At 24.2% G+C, this 18,847-nt stretch carries 16 protein-coding genes and 8 tRNA genes; 12 read left to right on the top strand and 12 right to left on the bottom strand.

Annotation, left to right across the window (positions count from 1 at the left end; all coding sequences use genetic code 4):
* The first annotated feature begins 75 nt into the window (after window positions 1-75).
* Entirely contained in the window at window positions 76-1,728 is a 1,653-nt protein-coding gene (locus T397_RS0102445) for a DUF1542 domain-containing protein (protein WP_027124081.1), read from the top strand.
* Window positions 1,729-1,733: 5 nt separating this feature from the next.
* Here the strand turns inward: T397_RS0102445 and T397_RS0102450 are convergent, their stop codons facing one another.
* Complete coding sequence (locus tag T397_RS0102450) at window positions 1,734-2,954, bottom strand: Y-family DNA polymerase (RefSeq protein ID WP_027124082.1); 1,221 nt, start codon at window positions 2,952-2,954, stop codon at window positions 1,734-1,736.
* 50 nt (window positions 2,955-3,004) lie between these two features.
* On the opposite strand from T397_RS0102450, the gene T397_RS0102455 reads away from it, so the two are divergent.
* Window positions 3,005-3,382 carry an MG296/MPN423 family protein gene (locus tag T397_RS0102455; protein WP_027124083.1) on the top strand — a complete coding sequence of 126 codons (378 nt, stop codon included), beginning with the start codon at window positions 3,005-3,007 and terminating at the stop codon, window positions 3,380-3,382.
* Window positions 3,383-3,387: 5 nt separating this feature from the next.
* Here the strand turns inward: T397_RS0102455 and der are convergent, their stop codons facing one another.
* The 3 genes from der to T397_RS0102470 are packed head-to-tail and all read right to left on the bottom strand — an operon-like array spanning window position 3,388 to window position 6,045.
* Window positions 3,388-4,764 carry a ribosome biogenesis GTPase Der gene (gene der, locus T397_RS0102460; RefSeq protein ID WP_027124084.1) on the bottom strand — a complete coding sequence of 459 codons (1,377 nt, stop codon included), beginning with the start codon at window positions 4,762-4,764 and terminating at the stop codon, window positions 3,388-3,390.
* 5 nt (window positions 4,765-4,769) lie between these two features.
* Window positions 4,770-5,405, bottom strand: coding sequence for a (d)CMP kinase (cmk, locus tag T397_RS0102465; protein ID WP_036448684.1), 636 nt, complete (start codon window positions 5,403-5,405; stop codon window positions 4,770-4,772).
* 7 nt (window positions 5,406-5,412) lie between these two features.
* Window positions 5,413-6,045, bottom strand: coding sequence for a hypothetical protein (locus T397_RS0102470; protein ID WP_027124086.1), 633 nt, complete (start codon window positions 6,043-6,045; stop codon window positions 5,413-5,415).
* A 234-nt stretch (window positions 6,046-6,279) separates the two neighbouring features.
* On the opposite strand from T397_RS0102470, the gene T397_RS0102475 reads away from it, so the two are divergent.
* The 9 genes from T397_RS0102475 to T397_RS0102515 all read left to right on the top strand — a co-directional run bounded on the left by T397_RS0102475 (window position 6,280) and on the right by T397_RS0102515 (window position 8,211).
* Window positions 6,280-6,354: transfer RNA gene (locus T397_RS0102475), tRNA-Cys, on the top strand.
* A 71-nt stretch (window positions 6,355-6,425) separates the two neighbouring features.
* Window positions 6,426-6,502: transfer RNA gene (locus T397_RS0102480), tRNA-Pro, on the top strand.
* Window positions 6,503-6,507: 5 nt separating this feature from the next.
* Window positions 6,508-6,584: transfer RNA gene (locus tag T397_RS0102485), tRNA-Met, on the top strand.
* A gap of 7 nt (window positions 6,585-6,591) precedes the next feature.
* Window positions 6,592-6,667 (top strand) — tRNA-Ile (locus tag T397_RS0102490).
* A 59-nt stretch (window positions 6,668-6,726) separates the two neighbouring features.
* Window positions 6,727-6,817: transfer RNA gene (locus T397_RS0102495), tRNA-Ser, on the top strand.
* 44 nt (window positions 6,818-6,861) lie between these two features.
* A tRNA-Met gene (locus T397_RS0102500) sits at window positions 6,862-6,939 on the top strand.
* 2 nt (window positions 6,940-6,941) lie between these two features.
* Window positions 6,942-7,015 (top strand) — tRNA-Asp (locus T397_RS0102505).
* 3 nt (window positions 7,016-7,018) lie between these two features.
* Window positions 7,019-7,094 (top strand) — tRNA-Phe (locus T397_RS0102510).
* 160 nt (window positions 7,095-7,254) lie between these two features.
* Window positions 7,255-8,211, top strand: a complete 957-nt coding sequence (locus T397_RS0102515) for a hypothetical protein (RefSeq protein WP_027124087.1) — start codon at window positions 7,255-7,257, stop codon at window positions 8,209-8,211.
* Between the two features lie 702 nt (window positions 8,212-8,913).
* Here the strand turns inward: T397_RS0102515 and T397_RS0102525 are convergent.
* The 4 genes from T397_RS0102525 to T397_RS0102540 all read right to left on the bottom strand — a co-directional run bounded on the left by T397_RS0102525 (window position 8,914) and on the right by T397_RS0102540 (window position 13,531).
* Window positions 8,914-10,389, bottom strand: a complete 1,476-nt coding sequence (locus tag T397_RS0102525; RefSeq protein ID WP_027124088.1) for a hypothetical protein — start codon at window positions 10,387-10,389, stop codon at window positions 8,914-8,916.
* A 71-nt stretch (window positions 10,390-10,460) separates the two neighbouring features.
* Entirely contained in the window at window positions 10,461-10,985 is a 525-nt protein-coding gene (locus T397_RS0102530; RefSeq protein WP_027124089.1) for a hypothetical protein, read from the bottom strand.
* Between the two features lie 436 nt (window positions 10,986-11,421).
* Entirely contained in the window at window positions 11,422-11,715 is a 294-nt protein-coding gene (locus T397_RS0102535) for a hypothetical protein (protein ID WP_027124090.1), read from the bottom strand.
* Between the two features lie 190 nt (window positions 11,716-11,905).
* Window positions 11,906-13,531: a leucine-rich repeat domain-containing protein gene (locus tag T397_RS0102540; protein WP_027124091.1), complete on the bottom strand. Its 1,626-nt coding sequence runs from the start codon at window positions 13,529-13,531 to the stop codon at window positions 11,906-11,908.
* A 208-nt stretch (window positions 13,532-13,739) separates the two neighbouring features.
* Here T397_RS0102540 and T397_RS0102545 point away from each other — a divergent pair, with 208 nt between their 5' ends.
* Window positions 13,740-13,952, top strand: coding sequence for a hypothetical protein (locus T397_RS0102545; RefSeq protein WP_027124092.1), 213 nt, complete (start codon window positions 13,740-13,742; stop codon window positions 13,950-13,952).
* A gap of 439 nt (window positions 13,953-14,391) precedes the next feature.
* On the opposite strand, the gene T397_RS0102550 is transcribed toward T397_RS0102545, so the two are convergent.
* From T397_RS0102550 to T397_RS03980, 4 genes are all read right to left on the bottom strand, one after another.
* The gene (locus T397_RS0102550; RefSeq protein WP_027124093.1) at window positions 14,392-14,988 is read right to left on the bottom strand and encodes an FMN-dependent NADH-azoreductase; all 597 of its coding nucleotides are present in this window, start codon (window positions 14,986-14,988) and stop codon (window positions 14,392-14,394) included.
* A gap of 78 nt (window positions 14,989-15,066) precedes the next feature.
* Window positions 15,067-15,909 carry an alpha/beta fold hydrolase gene (locus T397_RS0102555; protein WP_027124094.1) on the bottom strand — a complete coding sequence of 281 codons (843 nt, stop codon included), beginning with the start codon at window positions 15,907-15,909 and terminating at the stop codon, window positions 15,067-15,069.
* A gap of 100 nt (window positions 15,910-16,009) precedes the next feature.
* Window positions 16,010-16,951, bottom strand: a complete 942-nt coding sequence (locus T397_RS0102560; RefSeq protein WP_027124095.1) for an L-lactate dehydrogenase — start codon at window positions 16,949-16,951, stop codon at window positions 16,010-16,012.
* Window positions 16,952-16,970: 19 nt separating this feature from the next.
* Entirely contained in the window at window positions 16,971-18,737 is a 1,767-nt protein-coding gene (locus tag T397_RS03980) for an MFS transporter (RefSeq protein WP_052663086.1), read from the bottom strand.
* Window positions 18,738-18,847: the final 110 nt, after the last annotated feature.

Consider the following 18,847-nt stretch of genomic DNA (forward strand, 5'->3'; position numbering starts at 1 on the left):
CATTTAATTAGTTAGTTATTAATAGCCACTTAAATTTCAAAGTGGTTTTTTACTTTATTTATAAAAGAATCTTATATGAAAATTTATATTAAAAACTTACTTAATAAAAATAAAGAACCATTTCAAATATCTAAAAGCATTTTAAAGAATTCTATTCTTTTTATTACTTTTTCATTTTTAAATGTTTTCTTACCTATATTTATATGTTTAATATCTGCAAACATTGATGACAAAGGTGCTTATGCAACAATGGGGATCGGATATGTAACATCATTTCTATTAGCTTATTCACAAATAGGTTTTACATTTGTAATTTTTTCTACATTTTATATTGCTAAAAATAAAAACAATAATTCTTTAACATTTTCCAATGACATAATATATGATGAATTATTTATTGCATTTATTTATGGTCTAATCATTGTTCCATTGTTTATTGGTCCAGCTTATGTTTACACAAAATATGCTAACGCACATATCAATACTGGCGATTCATTAATTCCTGCATATAATTTTATATATAGTTCTAGTGGATTTGTTTTTTTAACAACAATTGCATCAACATTAATAATGAATATCCATTACAAATTAGGAACAAAATGATCATTGTTTTATTTAGTAACAATGTTTTTTTTATTATTTTTTTTTAGTTCTATTTTGTCGCTCTTAACTTCCTTAAAATATTTAGGATTAGGTTTAGGATTAACAATAGGAATATTTTTAACCATTGTCATAACAACAATTCATAGTTATATTAAAACAGATACTTTTAAAAGAATAAAAATTAAATTGAGCAAAAATAATTTACGAAATTTGTTAAGTTTTACATGAAGACCAATTGTTATAACATTATCAATTCAAATTTTTAAAGGTGCAGCATTGTTATTTTTGAATTATAAAATTCCAACAGATTTATACAATGCTGTTCCATTAGATTTTCAAATGTCAAGAATTATTTGATATAACTTTATGTATTTAATTCCTTTTTTCATTTTAGGATTAGCGGACTCAACATATTTTTATTTTGCAATTTTTCCGGAAATGAAACAAAATCCAAATGTTCAAAAAAGTATAGGTTTTTTATTTGCGATTGCAACAATAATAACAATATTAATAATTGTTATAGGAATGTTTTTAATTAATCCTTTAGCAAACGAATATGTTAAAAATCAAAATTTTTCATATGATACTAAAATAATTCAGGATAATTTAGTTTCAATAAGCGAAGAAAAAATAATTAATTTTATAAATAATTCCAATTCATTAACTTCGGATGAAAAAAATCAATTAATAAATATTTTAAATACTAATATTGGAAACACTAATCAAACAATTAATGATTTTATTTCTCAAATAGTAGCAAAAAATATTTTACTTCCGAAATATATTCAATTTAGTGCTATTGATATAACAAATATGATGATTTTTCCAAATTCATTTGCTTATTTCTATTTAGGAACATATTGTGTTCTTTATCCTTTAGGACAATTTTTGAACGCTTCAAGACTTTCTATAACTGATGAAAAGCATCCAGCAATTTTAATGATTATTGTTCAAGCATTAGCTATTTTATTTATTGTTTTATTTGGAATTGATTATCAAGAAACACAAAAATTTTTCTTAATGCAAGCATGATCATTCCCGTTGTCAATTATAGGTGTTATTGCGTTTATATATATGGGTGGGATGTATTTCCTAAAACTAAGAGAAAATAAATTCAAAAAATAAGATATTTAATTTTTTAAATTCTTAGCAACAAATAATAAATTTTTTCCTATCTTTTCATTAATGTTTTTAGCAATTTCATCAATAGAAACATTTTTATTTTTTGTTTTTAATTCTAAATTGTTATTTATTTCACTTCAAGAAGAAATATCTTCATTAGAATCAAACAAATTAATAGGTAATTTTATTTCGTTAACAAATTTTAAATTTGATACGCCAATAGAAATCATTCTAATTATATTTTCATTAAATAATTGTTTGAACAAATCTATAGACTTTTTAATTAAATCTTCTTTCTGCAGAATAAATTTTTCAAAAGTTTTTGATTTAGTTTTATAATTTCATTTATTATCCTTTAAACCCAATGTTAAAGTAGTTCCCGTCATATTCTGTATTTTCATTTTTTTATATAACTCTTCACAAATATTAATAATTTCATTTATTAATTCATCTGTATTATCAGAATTATCAAAAAAAGTTTTACTTATACTTATGCTTTTACTAATAAATGATTTTGAATCAATAACTTTATCGCCATAACCTCAAGCATTTTGAATAAATTCTTGTGTTTTTTTACCAAAAATTGGTTTTAAAAAATCTATATTTTTAAAATTTGCCAAGTCGCCAATAGTTTTAATATTAAGTTTATTTAATTTTTCTTTTGATGAAAAACCTATTCATAACATTTTTTCAATAGGTAAAGGTCAAATTTTTTCTTTAACGTCTTTTTGCAATAATAGCGATATACCTTTTGGTTTTTTCATATCTGTGGCCATTTTAGCCAAAAATTTATTATCACTTATTCCAATTGAAGCACTTAAATTTAATTTATAAGATATTAAATTTTGTACTTCTTCAGCATATTTAATTGCTTCATCAAAATTGGAAACATTATTTGATACATCAACAAAACATTCATCTATTGAAAAATCTTCAATTTTAAATGAAATATTATTTGTTATAAAATTTTTAAATTCTGCAGAATATTTTTCATATGCCGGCATATTAACATTAACTATTTTTATATTTGGAAATTTTTCAATAGCTTTGAAAATTGGCATAGCTGAATAAATTCCATGTTTTCTTGCTAAATAATTAGCACATGAAACTACTGATTTGCGATGTCTACCAGCAACGATTAATGGTTTATTTTTTAAAGTAGGATTAAGAATTTCTTCTACGCTAGCAAAAAAAGCATCTAAATCAATGTGAAAAATAATTTGATTCATAGTATATAAAAAGTATAATTTAAAAAAGGCGCATTTAATTATTTTTAAAAATGAATTTACAAAAAAGTATTTCTTTATTTAAAGAAAAATTATTAAGAGATATTCAAAAGGTTAATTTCAATGTTTTAAAAGAAAATTGAAATAAAATTTTTGAACGCGAAAAACACACAAGAATGATTTTTGATGAAGATGAGGTTGTGCCAATATTAGAATCAGAATGATATGGTGATGATGTCTTTTTAAAAAATGAATTAGAAAAAGATATTAATTATATGTGTAATCGATTTAATAATGATAAAAAAAATAGTGATGATAGAAATTTTTCATTATTAATTGATTATTATTATTGATTATTAGAAGCATTAGCAACAACTTTAAATATTAGTTTTAAATCATATTTAAATTTATTTAAAAATATGAATCAATAAACTAATTATTCAATTTCTTTATAACCTTCTTGTTTAAATTTAATATTTGGATCTAAATCTCGGTTTCTTGCATTTTTAGATTTAAAATATAAAGTAATTGGAGTATTATAAAATCCAAAACTTTCTCTAATTTTTTTTTCTATATATCTTGAATAAGAAAAATGCAAAAATTTAGGATTATTACAAAATAAAACAAATGTAGGAACTTGACTTTTTGCTTGTGTAACATATGTAATTTTCAATCGATCACCATTAAAAATAGGCGCTTGGTTTGAAATTTGCGCATTAAGAATAACATCATTTAAAAGTGAAGTAGATATTTTTTTATTTAATTGTTCTTTAATTGTATTTATTGCCGCAAAAATAGTATTAATTCTTTGTTTTTTTTGTGCACTAATAAAAACAATAGGTGCTCACGATAAATATTTAAATCTAGATTTGATAATTTTAGAAAACTCATTCATTGTGTGTTCATTTTTTTCAACAGCATCTCATTTATTCACAACTATTATTGTTGGTATTAAAGAATCAAATGCTAATCCACCTATAACTTCGTCTTGCTCACTTATTTCTTTCGTTGCATCTATCATTAATAAAATAAATTGACTTCTATTGATAGCAGATTCAGTTTTTAATAATGAATATTTTTCTATTTTGGAATTTATTTTTCCTTTTCTTCTAATTCCTGCAGTATCAATTACTTTATAAAGTTTATTATTAAATTTGAAAACTTCATCTATTGCATCACGTGTTGTGCCGGCAACTTCTGACACTAATGCTCTTTCAGAATTTAATAATGCATTTAACAATGAAGATTTCCCAACATTTGGTTTGCCAATTATTGAAAAAATTGCTTCATATTGATCATCTATATTTTTTGTTTTAAAATCCTTACCTATTTCAATAATTTTGTCTAATAAATCTCCAATACCAATTCCGTGTTCAGCAGATATTAACATTGGAGCACCAAATCCAAAACTATAAAATTGTGAATAATCAATTTTTGAAGAATTTGTATTTTCTATTTTATTTAAAACAAACAAAACAAGTTTATTTTTGATTTTCTTAATTAATTTAGATGCATAAATATCATCATTGTTTATTCCATCTTTATATGAACACATAAACAAAATTATATTTGCCTCAATTAAGGCTGCATTAATTTGTTCTTCAATATTTTTTTGAAAAGAATTTTTAGTATTAACTAGTCCACCTGTATCAATAATTTTGAATTTTTTAGTTAATCACTCTACTTCACCAAAAATTCGATCTCTTGTGACACCTGGTGTGTCATCAGTAATGGCTATTTTTTGCTTTATCAAACGATTAAATAAAGTAGATTTACCAACATTCGGTCTTCCAACAATAGCTACAGTTAACATGATTATTAAATCCTTTGTTGATAAAGTTCAATAATTTTATTTATCACTTCATCAATTGTTAAATTAGAAGTATCAATACAAATCGCGTCATCAGCTTGAACAAGAGGATCTATTTCACGATTTAAATCACGTAAATCACGATTTTCAATTTCATTTTTTATTAAATCTAATTTTGATGTATCAAGGTTGTATTCTTTAATTCTTCGTAGCGCTCTAATTTTAGAATCAGCTATTAAAAAAATTTTTAATTGAGCATTAGGTAATATAACAGTGCCAACATCCCGACCATCCATAACAACTGAATTATTTTTTGCAAATTCTTTTTGTGCATTTACAGCAATTTTGCGAATTTCTTTATTGGTTGCAATATTACTCGCTAAATTGCCTATATTTTCATTATTTATTAACTCACTAATATTTTTTTGATTAACAAAAACTTCATTTTGATTTATCAATATTTCAAAAGAGTTTGACTTATTAATAAATTCATCAATGGTTAAATTAAATTTCTTTATTATATAAGCATAAGTACGATAATATTTACCTGTTGATATATAAACAAAATTCAATTTTGTTGCTAATAATTTAGCGATGGTAGATTTTCCTGAACCAGCTGGTCCATCAATAGCTATTTGAAACATAATAATATTATATAGGTGAATGAACAATAATTAAAGTAATAAGTAAAACAACAAAAATACCAAGAACAGCCCAAATTACAAAAGAAAACGATTTATACTTAAAACTTTTATTTTTTATTAAGGAAATGGCCTCAACTTTTTTTAATTTTAAATTATCTGAATTATTTTTGACTTTATCTATTACACTAATAAAACGTTCAAAAGTTTCAAATGAATTACTATCAAAATGCAAATTGTCTTGTTGAACTTCTCCATATAATTTATTGCAATTATTAATTTTCATTATTCCACGATCATGATTTAATCAACCTTGCTCAAATTCAGAAGTCATTCCAATATTTTTACTTGACAATAGTAGTAAATTAGCTTGTTCTCTAATTCTCATTAATTCATTGAAGTTTAAGTCATTTAAAAAATTTTGAATTATTGAAGTGTTTTTATTTGAATTAGAATCAATTAATAAAAAATCATATAATTCTATATTTATGGGTTTATAAAAACTTAAAATTTTTGGATTTAAATTATCTAGAGATTTTTTAAATTTATTAACTTTTTCAGTAGATTCATTCAAAATGGATGTAATACTATTTTGATTCTTAATTTTTTCTCTATATGCTCGATATTTTTCAATACGTGACATTTTAAACAAAGCACCTAAATAACTTTAAAATTAATGTAATTAATTATGCTAAATTAAACTTAAAATACAATACAAATTATAAATATTTATGAAATATTTAATTTAAATATTTTTAAAGAATTAATTTAAGTTTAAAAAATTAATTATTTAACAACTTATCTATATAGAAAAATTTAAAAAATAATTTAAAAAATATTGTAAAATTGTATAGGTTAAATTTTGCCTATATTTGATGGTGCCTTAGCCAAGCGGTAAGGCATGAAGCTGCAACCTTCATATGCGTCAGTTCGATTCTGACAGGCACCTCCAGTGTGCTGCGTAAGGTTACGTAAGATTATACATAGGTTCAATTCCTATGCAGCACTCCAAATTATTGGTTTCGGGAAGTAGCTTAGCTTGGTAGAGCACTTGGTTTGGGACCAAGGGGTCGCAGGTTCAAATCCTGTCTTCCCGACCATTATTGGCTGGGTACCTCAGTTGGTTAGAGGGCTCGGTTCATACCCGAGTTGTCGTGAGTTCGAATCTCACCCCAGCCACCAATATTTAGGATCTATAGCTCAATGGTTAGAGCCACCGACTCATAATCGGTTGGTTACAGGTTCGAGTCCTGTTAGATCCACCAATTTAAATTAATTTAACTTTAAAATTTAATAACAGATTTTTATAATCTGTTAGTTTTATGGAGATTTACCCAAGTGGCTGAAGGGTTCGGTCTTGAAAACCGAGAGGTGTCTAACGGCACGCGGGGGTTCGAATCCCTCAATCTCCGCCATTTTAAATTTAAATTGAGAAGTTATAATAGACTTCTCAAATTATCGCGGGATAGAGCAGTCCGGTCAGCTCGTCAGGCTCATAATCTGAAGGTCGGTGGTTCAAATCCATCTCCCGCAACCAATGGTTCTGTGGTGTAATGCTAACATATCTCCCTGTCACGGAGGGGTCGCGGGTTGGATTCCCGTCAGAACCGCCATTTGGTCTTGTAGCTCAGTCGGTAGAGCAACGGTCTGAAGAACCGTGTGTCGGCAGTTCGATTCTGCCCGAGACCACCATTATTAAATTTAAAAAGACATATGCATAACATATGTCTTTTTTTTATTTATTAATTAAATTTTTCATAATAAATTAATGTAAAAAAAGTGTATTTTTTGAAAACTTTTAAAGTTCTTGTTTTTGATTAAAAGAATTCATAATTATTTCGAGGTGAAAAAAATGAAAAATTATGAAAAAACAATAACTAGTTTTAATTTGCCATGCAATTGAGATAAATATGATTTGGCATATGAATATAGTAAAAATTCCATTAAAAAACTTTATAATGGACATTATGAAAAAAATCAATTAAAAACAGTAATATTTGATTATTTTTTAAATTGTAAACATAAAATTGATTTTAACTTTATAACTTCTCAATTACTAGAAGATACAAAAAATTATTTTATTTTATCCAAAAAATTCAAAAAAATAGATGAAATTAATAATTTGAAAAACATTGAACATAAATTAACTTTTTATTTTGAAACAATAACTAATGCATTATTACTAGCTAGAAATAAAGATGATTACATAATAGAAATTCAATTTAATTTAATAGAATGATTTTTGTATGCTATATGATTTATGAATAGTCCAAAAAATAGCATAAAACTTTTTGAAAAAATTTTATCTGAATCTTTTAGATATCCAAATGTTGATTTTCAAAAACAACATGAAGTATGTTGCAAAACAGCTCAAAAATCATACATTGAACAACAAAATCCCGAAAATTTATTAGTATTATTAGAAAATATTTATAAGCATTTTATTTTTAATATAAAAATACTAAATAAATGAGAAAAACAAATATTGTCAAAAACAAAAAATAATTTTTACATTGTTGGTTTGAAAAACAAAATATATGAATGAATCTTAATTCATTATTTATTGCCACTATATGTAATTGTTCATGGTTATAAAGAAAAAGATACTAAATTTAAATTAATATCAGAAAAATTATATTACTACAATATTGATAATCAAATTTTAATAGATGTAATTAATTTAATGATAAATACTCAAAATATAGTAAATGAATTAAATGATAAAAAAATACAAAAATTATATGAAACAGTAAGAAATGAATGTGAAAAAATTATTTGCAAAAATCTTTTATTTAAAAAACGAAGTTAATAAAAATATTTTAGTTTTATAATTTTTGTATGAATACATATTTATAATTTTTTGTCTTTTATGGAATCATTAATTTGTAATTTCATAAGAAATTTTTAAATTAAAAAAAAAAAAAAAAAATGTCAATTTTCAATTTTAATAAATTTGAATTGCAAAAATCTATAAAAAATTATATAAAAAATAAAAATATATTTATCAAATGAAATAAACTACTTTTAATAGAAAGTGGTTTATTAATTTAAATAGAGAATTAATTGCTATTCTTTTAATTTATTAACTTTAACAAGTTTATCAAATTTGTTTTCTAAATTATTAATTCTTATGTTTAATCGTTTAATGTCTTGTTTAATTCCAACAGTGTCACCTTTAATTTAACAATAACATCAAACAAATCATCTAATGTGCGTTTAGATTTCTTAACATCCATTTTAAAAATATCTTTAATTTTAAATGAATAGCAGTTTTACAATCACTACAATTACACTTATAAGTTGCAGTTGTAATTTGTTTAATTAATTTTTGTTTACTTAATTTTTTTTAGACATATTATTTTTGTCACGTATAGTTTAATAAAACAAAAACAAGAAAATGAAATTCCACAATAAGATAGAACATCACTTTTATCTTATAATAGTGTAAATATATTGTAAATTGAAAAAATCACTCTTATTACATGTAGTTTATTAATTTAAGTAGAAAAAATTAATTATTGTTTTCTTTTTTATTTTCTTTTTTTGCTTTTTTAGCTACTTTTTGCGTTCTAGACAAATATTTTGATTTATGACGATAAATTAATCCAGTAATTACAAATACAACAAAGATGATTGCGATAGGAATTGTAACTGACATTATTATTGTTAATTGAGAATCATTATTAACTTTATCTACTACTGGTTGATTAGGAATTACCGATGCTGGAATGACAAATGAATAAGTTTTATCTTGAATTTGTGAATTTAAAATTTGTGAATAATCAATAATATTTTGATAATCATTATTAGATCAATTAATATTGTTGTTTTTAAATTCACTTTGAATAAATTTTAAAAGTGCATTTGAAAAACTTTGCTGAGCTAGTTTGTCTGTGAAAAATCATAAATCTTTGAATTCAATACCATTGTTAAAATCAAATTTAATATCAATACCAGTATCAGTAAATGTGATTTTGTATGGGAAAATCATTGTTTGAGTTTGTTGGTTTGTAAATTCCATATCAACTTTTAATGAACCGATTTTGTAATTGATTCCTTTTAAATTAAAATTGGATGTTGAATCATTATTATTGAATTCTTGAATAGAAACTGATGGAGGAATTGTTAAATCACTTATAGGGTTGAATGTAAAAGTAATTGAGTTTTTGTTTGCGGTGTAACTAACATTAGAATTAGTTTTTAAATTGCTTGAAGTTAATGAATTAACTAGTTCAATAAATGATTTAGCTAAATTGTTATTTAAAATTCCAATTTCTGGGGTTGTTGTACCAAGGGTTAATAATTGTTCAGTACCAAATCCAACAGAATATGGATTATTAATTTCTAAACTAATTGCAACATTATTTTCTAAACCATTTTTAACAATATCTGTTCAATTATGAGAATAAATATCAAATTCAAGTTGAGAAGCTAAACCTAATTGGTTAATAGTGTCTTGGGATTTGTTATTAATAAGTATTTTGTTATTTTTAATAATTAAATCACTATTTACATTATATTGTTTAACAGGCGCTTCAAATTGAACTAAATATTTGCTTGTAGCTTGTCCTTCAATATCATTTACATAATAAACATATTCAAATGGATTAGGATCACGACGTTTATCACCTAAAATATTAGCATTTACAACTTCCATTATCGCTCAAAATCTACCTGATAATGGATCGGGATTTAAATCTAATTGATAATCATTAGCTATTTTTAAAACTCTTTCTTTCAAAACAATATCTGTCCCATTTAAAACACTATTCATTGGGCTTGTTAAACCAAAAATTAATTCTGGTAAACCAAGTGAAGTTAAATAAGTGTTAAATGAAGTTTGAGCAACTAATGGGTCTAATGATTTGTAATAATAATTAGCAAAGTTTTGTTTAGGGTCACGGAAAATGATACCACGGGCTTTGCGAGAACTTGTTAGTTGAACTCCTAAATAATTAGGATTAAAATCATTGCGATATTTATACAAATAAGTTAATTTGTTATTTTGAGTTTGTAAAATTGATTTATTAGTTGATTGATTAACTAATTTAATATCACTTAATGATAAATTATTTTGATTGTTAAAATCTTGGTTTTATTGTTTTGAAAACTAAGATTTGTTAATTCAATTTTAGATTGATTTTCATTGCGCAATAATTCACTTTGAGCTTCATCATTTTTAATAGTTTCAAAAGAATAAGTGCTTGCATCATAAATTTTAGTTCTGGATGTAGAAATATCTAAAGTTCCATCAATTTTATAGTTATTGCTTAATTCATTTAAATTAGCATTTAAAAAATTTGTTTGATTGGCTAATGTATTAAAATTAGTTACTTTGTAATCATAACCATCAATAAGCTTAAAATTTTTGTTTGTTAAATTGTTAGCATTTAATAAAATTTGACTAATGTTTGTTTGATTAGAAGCTTTTGTTAAATTTTGATTGTGTAAATTAAAATTTGTTTTGTTTTCGGTAAATCGAGAAATAGAAAACGAAGTTATTAAAATGCTTGTAGTTACTAATGTTGTCATTAGTCCTATTTTTCATTTTCTTTTCTCTTGATTTATATATTTATTTTTCATTTTGGCTCTCATTTGTCAGTAAAGAACAATTAAAAATAGAAATCATGTAACTTTTCAATAAAGTGATTTTATTTTAGCACATATAAATTGCATGCATGAAATTTGGTTGGAAAATTACAAATATAAAAGAAAAAACCAAGAATCTTGTAACTCTTGGTTTGTTCTAATTAAGTTTAGAAGTAATTATATGAAAAATATAAACTCCTACAACCTAACCTATAAAATATACATTGCATTATTATTATTATTGCTAATTTATTTAATTAAAAAATATTTAGTTAAAAGCTAAGGTTGCAAGCAAGGAATTAACTCTACTTATAAATAAATTAAGAGAGCGGGTATGCTGCTTTCTTTTTTTATCTTATTAGAATCAATTAAATGAAAAAAAACCACTTTCATTAAAAGTGGTTTATTAATTTAAGTAAAGAATTAATTGTTATTCATTTAATTTATTAACTTTAACAAGTTTATCAAATCTATTTTCCAAATTATCAAATCTATTTTCCAAATTATCAATTCTTGTGTCTAATCGTTTAATATCGTCTTTGATTTCAACAACAACATCAAACAAATCATCCAATGTGCGTTTAGATTTCTTAACATCCATTTTAAAGTTATCCTTAATTAAATGAATAGCAATTTTACAACCACTACAATTACACTTATTAGTTGCAGTTGTAATTTGTTTAATTAATTCTTGTTTACTTAATTTTTCTTTTTTTACAGACATTTTGTCTCCTGTGTAGCTACACACCATATAAAGAAAAATTAATCCCCACTATCAAGTAAAAGGATCAATTTAACTTGATAGTAATGACAAATATATTATATATTAAACAAAAACCAAAAAAATATAAATAAAAAACCACCTTGAGAAAAAAAGGTGGTTAATAAGAATGTTTTTATTTGTTTTTAATCGATTAGTTTATTTTTCAATTATTGTTTCTATCAATCAATAAACCCAATTCGGGTCTACCAAACTGATTATAGAATTTAAATTCAAATTTATAATTTCTTTTATTAATTTGGTTTAATTTAATTAATAAAACCATAATTCGGTTGTATTCAAAAAGTATTCTATTTTTATTTAAAATTTCTTTTGTTTCATATTTACTAATTTTTCTATTGTAAATAATATTTATTATTTGATTGTTTAAAAATGGTTTTTTAATAGATAAATTTACATTGCCTTCTCTTACATGATCAAGAAATTTTAAATTATCAAAAGTTAATGTTTTTATTAAATTATTAGCAAAAGCTTCATGTCCAATTCATTCTAAATTTTTTGGAAGAGTAAGATTAGTTAACTTATTATTTTTAAAGGCGTTCTTTTCTATTGTATTAATAGAATTATTTAAATCAAGATAATCAATTTTATTATTGGCAAATGCTGATTCGCCTATTTTTTGGATTGTATAAGAATTAAAAACAACTGTTTCTAATTTATTACCCTCAAAGGCGTTGTTACCAATTTCTGAGATATTTCCTAGAAATTTAATTTCTTTTAAATTATTTCCTTGGAAAGCATTATCACCAATTCGTTCAACTATTTGCGGCAATACTATTTTTTCTAGTCCACAATTTTTAAAAGCATTTGGAGCTATTTCTTTAATTGGATAAGATTCTTTTAAAGAACTAAATTTTCAACTATCGCCTTTTAATTTGATATTTTTACCTTTTAATCTTTTAACATTGAAAAGATTAAGTTCTTTTTTAGTTCCTTTGTAACCTACAATAGTTCCACAACTAAGTCTTGAATTTCAAGTAAACATAATTCCATCATCTGTAATATATGTTTCACCTACTATACCGTTTGGATAAATAACTCATGGATTTATAAATGTTTGTTCTATTAATTCTTTTCGTCCGTGAGTATCAGTTATTTCATAACTAACATTAAATCCATCTGAAGCACGTAGAACATTAGCTCCGCCAACCATTTCTATAGAACCTTTGAAACTGATTACATAACCATTTATGCCTTTTATATTTCTGCTTTTGTTAGAAATAAATTCTTTATAAATTCTTTCATAATCAGTGTAGCTATTAATAGAATTTTCTTTATCACGAATTGTTTGAATAGCTTTTGCATAAATATTACTAAAACCAATTACTTGTCCAAATTTGAAACTTTGTGAACAAGATTGATTATTATTAGTAATTGTTAAAATTGCATTTGCATTATTCAAATAAGGTGCATCCGTGTTTAAAAGTATAAAATTTGAAGTGCAACCATCTACCATAGAAATTTTAACTTTTTGTCCATTATTCAATTTTACTGAATATTTGCTTATTTCTTTTGGCAAATTATATCCTATAACTTGAATTTGGTAATGAGCAACTCTAGATACCACATTAATAGTTTCTATGCTCATTTCACTTTTTGCAGAAATTGTTGAATTTCTACTAATTTGTTGAACGGCAGAACCATTATTTGCTTGATTGCTATTAACAACACCACAAGCAACTGACGAAATAATCGACAAAGATGCTAAGGCAATAGCACTATATATGTACATATATAGATTCATTTTTCTTTTTTTCATAATTATCTTTATTACTATTCCTTTATTTTCTTATATCTCAAAAAGTTTATATATTATTATCTTTATATCAAGAATAAAATTATACATCTATTATATATAAAGTAAATATGAATTTTAGATACCACATGAAAACAACCAATAGAATGCAATAGTTAAACAAAAAATAATAAGTAAAAGGTTTCTTTTATATTCAACACATCCTAATTTAATGGCGACTACAAATCAAACTCCTATTGATCGTCCTGAAAGCGACACAAGTTTAAATTATGGCAAGCGCGCTACTAAAAAGATTACTATTGATAAAGACGAACCTATAACTACTTATGTTTGAAATGCTACAAACATTAATGACGTATTTTATAATCTGGCTGCACCAAATAACCTCAATCCAAAGTTTGAAAACTTACAACCATTTGGTTAAGTGTAAAACTATAACTTTGATGCAAACATTAAAGATTGTCTTAACTTAAATGGAACAACAAATAAATTAATACCACGTGAATTGTCTTCAAAGATATATCAATTAAAAAATATTGATAAAGGATAATTCTTCTAAAACAGTTTAAACGTTAATCTAAAAAACAATCACCCAATATAATGCAAGGTGATTTTTTTATATCAGCTATTAAATAAAAAAGTACTTAACAATGTCGGGTGCTAGACCTAGTGACTAGTCAAAGGGTGCACTATGATTAATTGATGTTATTAATTTAATTAAATCAATTTTAATCATAAATAAACTAATTTGTGATTTTCATTAAAAATTTTAAAACTATCATATCGAATTTCTAAATATTTTATTTTATTCTAATATAGATTAATTTAATTTTTAATATGTATGCACGTAATGTGTATGTTTGTTAAAATTTTTCAGCTGCTAATTTAATTTTTTCATCATAATCATGTATTGCTGCGGATGGTTCTTTTTGAAAATAATCTACTTTAGTTCCAGCTATCAATAATGGTTCAACAACTTCTGCTCCAACAAATTCTCATGTGCCTTTTAACATCTCAGTGTGATTTCCTCATGGATATCAACCGAATGGAGCTCCTTGTGTAGTTAACAATTGAACTTTTAAATGGGGAAGCAAACCTTTTGCTTCTCCTTTTTTTGTATATTTATACGAAAAAGTTTTATCAGCTACCAATATATGATCTAAATAATTTTTTAATGTTGCAGGATAATTAAAATTAGTCATCGGTGAAGCAATAATAACTTTATTTACTTCTTTCAATTGATTTATATATTTATCAGAATCTTCTTGATTAAAAAAAGTTCCAAAATTATTAACATTCAAATTTTTGTTAGACATCATTTCATTATTTAAATCCAATTCAATTATTTCATCATTTGGATTTTTTTGTTTGTAATATTTCAAAAAACTATTTAATAAACTAATTGAAAATGATTTTGATTCTTGAATCATTGAAGATTTTATAACTAAAACTTTATTCATAACAACACCTATAATTTAGAGCTATAAGTAAATTATAAATATAAAATATCTTTTTAATGTTTTATTGCTTATATAAAACTAATAAATGTTTTTTATTGATTTTGACTCTATTATTGAATTCATTAAATTAAAATAATCTACAGGACGTTCTATAAACAATAAATGACCAGTTCTTAATAATTGAACATATGTTAAATCATTAATATCATTTTTTAATTTTTTAATTGTTAATTTAACAGGCAAAATCTTATCTTTTTCACCTAAAATTAAAAATGTTTTAACTTTTAAATTTTTATAATTTTTCACTATAAATCTTAATTCTTTAAAAGTTGTCATTTGTTTGTTTAGTAAATCAAAAGATTTTACATGTTCAGAATAATATTTAATTTCTTTTTCTAATAATTCTTTACCATTAATAGAATTATCATATGGGCTTTTTTTATCAAAATATAAACATTTGCTAAAGCGATATAAAGATTTTTCAATTTTTTTAGGTTTAATTTTAAATGTTGTTTTAAATCTAGTTCCTTTTAATATAGATGTTAAATTCATAGGTGAAATAATAATTAATTTATCTACAATATCTTTTTCTAACAAATTTGTAGCGGCAGCCGAAACAGCTGCGCCCATAGAATGACCCATTAAAATAATTCTTTTTAAATTTAATTTATTAATAAAATCAGTTAAATGTTTTGCATAATAAGAAACTTTTAACATTTCATTTTTATATGGCAAAGTTCCATGACCTGGTAAAACAATCGCAAAATAGTCATTATCTGACAATTGATCACTATATGAATTGTAATAATCGAAAAAAGTAGCATAACCATGACAAAAAACAATAGTTTGCTTATTAACATTTTTAGCTGGACGATAATAATACTCAAATGATCCATCAATAATATGTTGATAATTTTGCATAAATTAAATTCCTTAAATTGTAGTTTTTAGATAAAAATAAAAATATGAAACATTTTTGCTTTTAATACAAGTTTCATATTTTATAAAAATTTTTAATTAATTATTTAACGTATTTTTTGATGTATGTTTTTAATATTTTTATTGATTCTTGAAGCTTTTTCTTTTCTTTTGCATTCAATTCAATTTCAAGAACACCTTTAACACCATCACGAGTAAGAATTGAAGGAACACCCGTAAATACATCTGATGCACCATATTCGCCATTTAAATAAGTTGAAACAGGCAAAACTTCATTACTATCATCTAAAATAGAACGCAAAATGCCCGCAACACAATTACCAATTCCATAAAAAGTTGCACCTTTTCGATTGATAATTTCATAAGCTTTTCTTCTTACAGGTTCTTCTAATAATTTTTCATAATTACTATCATTAATTTTATGAATTTTTTCTAATTTTTTTAACGGAATTCCTTCAATTTTAATTTGTGAATATGCAACTACAGATGAATCACCATGTTCGCCTAAAACATAAGCTTGAACTGCTTTTGGTGATATTCCCGCTTTAGTACCTATAAAATGTCTTAAGCGAGCAGTGTCTAAAGTTGTTCCTGAACCAATTACACGGTTTTTTGACAAACCTGAATATTTTCAAAAAGCATAAGTCATAACATCTAATGGATTTGAAACAATAATAGCAATGCCTTTAAATCCTGATGCTTTCACTTCTTTAGCTATATCGCGCATAATAGCAACATTGCCTTCAACAAGTTGCAATCTTGTTTCTCCTGGTTTTTGTGGTCGACCAGCACTAACAATAACAAAATCAGCATTTTTTAAGTCGCTATATTTTGCAGAATAAATATTAAAAGATCTTTGGTTAGTTCATGCTGCGTCTTCAAAATCTAAAACATTGCCATCACGAACTTTTGTATTGACATCAATAATTCCATAATTACCTACTAAACCTTGGTTAATTGCTGAATACAAAAACGAGTTTCCTACAGCTCCAGCACCAATTGATATAACGTTAATTTTTTTCATATATTTTCTCCTTTACTTATTATTTCAATGAATATGTTGAAATTAAATATTCTTTATTATTTATTTTTCAATGATTAATATTAAAAAATGGTTTTCATTTTTCATTAAATATTACAAATTCATTATCTTTATTTCAATAACCTGATTTAGGTAGAAAGAAAGTTAATGGAAAAATTGTAAACAAAATAATTCAATAAACAACAATACTTGCTATAGTTCCTGAAGTTTCTGATAATTTCATTTGTGCTAAAGCAAGATTAGGATTACTTATTAATTTATTATATTCTTCTAAAGCAGCATTGTAATTTAAATTGTTGTTTAACAATTTTTGATGAATTTCTCCTCCAATTGCTACAAAATTACCAGCGAAATTATTAAAAGGATTTACAAATGAAGTTAAAGAACTCATAAATATTTCTCCAATTGTATATCCAAAATAACCTATTCCTCAAATTAACCCTGCAACAATTCCCATATATTTGGCATTTGTTTTTATTAACTGTTGCGGAATTGTCAATAATGCAGGTTGAACACTTCACAAGAAAAACCCACTAAAGAAAATGAATATTAACATAAACGCTAATGCTGCTGAATTATCATATCCACCTAAGTAACCACATAACAAAGAAATTAACATACAAACATATCCCATAGCAAACATAAATCTTATATAAAATTTACGTTCAAAAATTGTTTTGGAAAATGATCCCAAAGAAAACAAACCCACAAAAAAACCACTTACAAATAAACAAATAAAAGCAGGCCAAACTCAATAATACTGAGATGAATTAATATTTTTAACATTAGGATTTAAAGCATTATCTATTGCTAAGGCTCTAAAATTAGCTGGAGATTGTTCAACAAAAGTTCTTATTGTTGAAGAACTAATAAAAACAACTGATATTAATCAAATAATAAACATACTTCCAAGAATTAAAGTGTCTTTTTCTTTAAAAACACTACCAAATGTTAATTGATCTGAATTTTTTTGAAGTTTTTTATTTAAATCTTTTGGAACAATTTCAATTCCGTACATTAAATACAATATCAAAATGATAAACACTAAAACAACAAAACTTGACAAAATTCCAGTTCAAATACTTGGATTCCCATTAACAGCAGCAAAAGCACTAGGAATAACAAAGAAAATATTAGCTATTAAAGCGCCACCATTAAAACCAAATTGATTGACAGTCATAAATTTTGCTTTATCACTACTGTCCATTTTTGCAATAATTGAATTAGTGTAGGTAATTAATGTAGTACCACCAATTGCTAAAAATATTCTAAATATTACAAATAAAGTCATTCCAGCAGCTGCAACACCTTCACTAGAAATTGGTGCATTACCTGCTATAGATAAAGCATTTCAATCAGCATTTTGACATACAATCAAAAACGGAAAGGATAATACCATTAAAGAAAGAACTGTAATTACAGCATATTTATGACCAACTTTAGCAATTAATCAACCAGCTAATATAGAACCACCAGCTCTTCCTAAAGTTATTGTTCAATTTAATGAACCAGAAACCAAAGGATTAGGAGCATATTTAAAAAATGCTGCACCTCATCCTGTTGATAATTCATTATTATCCGCATTTATTGAACCTTGAAAATTTGAAATTGAATATCACTGAACAACAAATAAAAAATAACCAACAATAATTAGTCCTCAAAGAGTTACTAATTTAATGCGAGAAAAACCAGAATTAGTTATTTGATTTTTTTTATTAATTTTTACACTGTCAGAAAAATATTGTTGGTTTGTATTTGGTAAATTCATAATTTGTTAAATTTTGATTACCTCTATATCCAAACTAATATTTGCATAAAATGCAAATATTCTCCTATATTATATAAAAATTAATATATTGGAGTATTGTAAATATTGAA

It is taken from the genome of Mycoplasmoides pirum ATCC 25960 (assembly GCF_000685905.1).
In the GTDB taxonomy this organism is placed as follows: Bacteria; Bacillota_I; Bacilli_A; order Mycoplasmatales; family Mycoplasmoidaceae; genus Mycoplasmoides; species Mycoplasmoides pirum.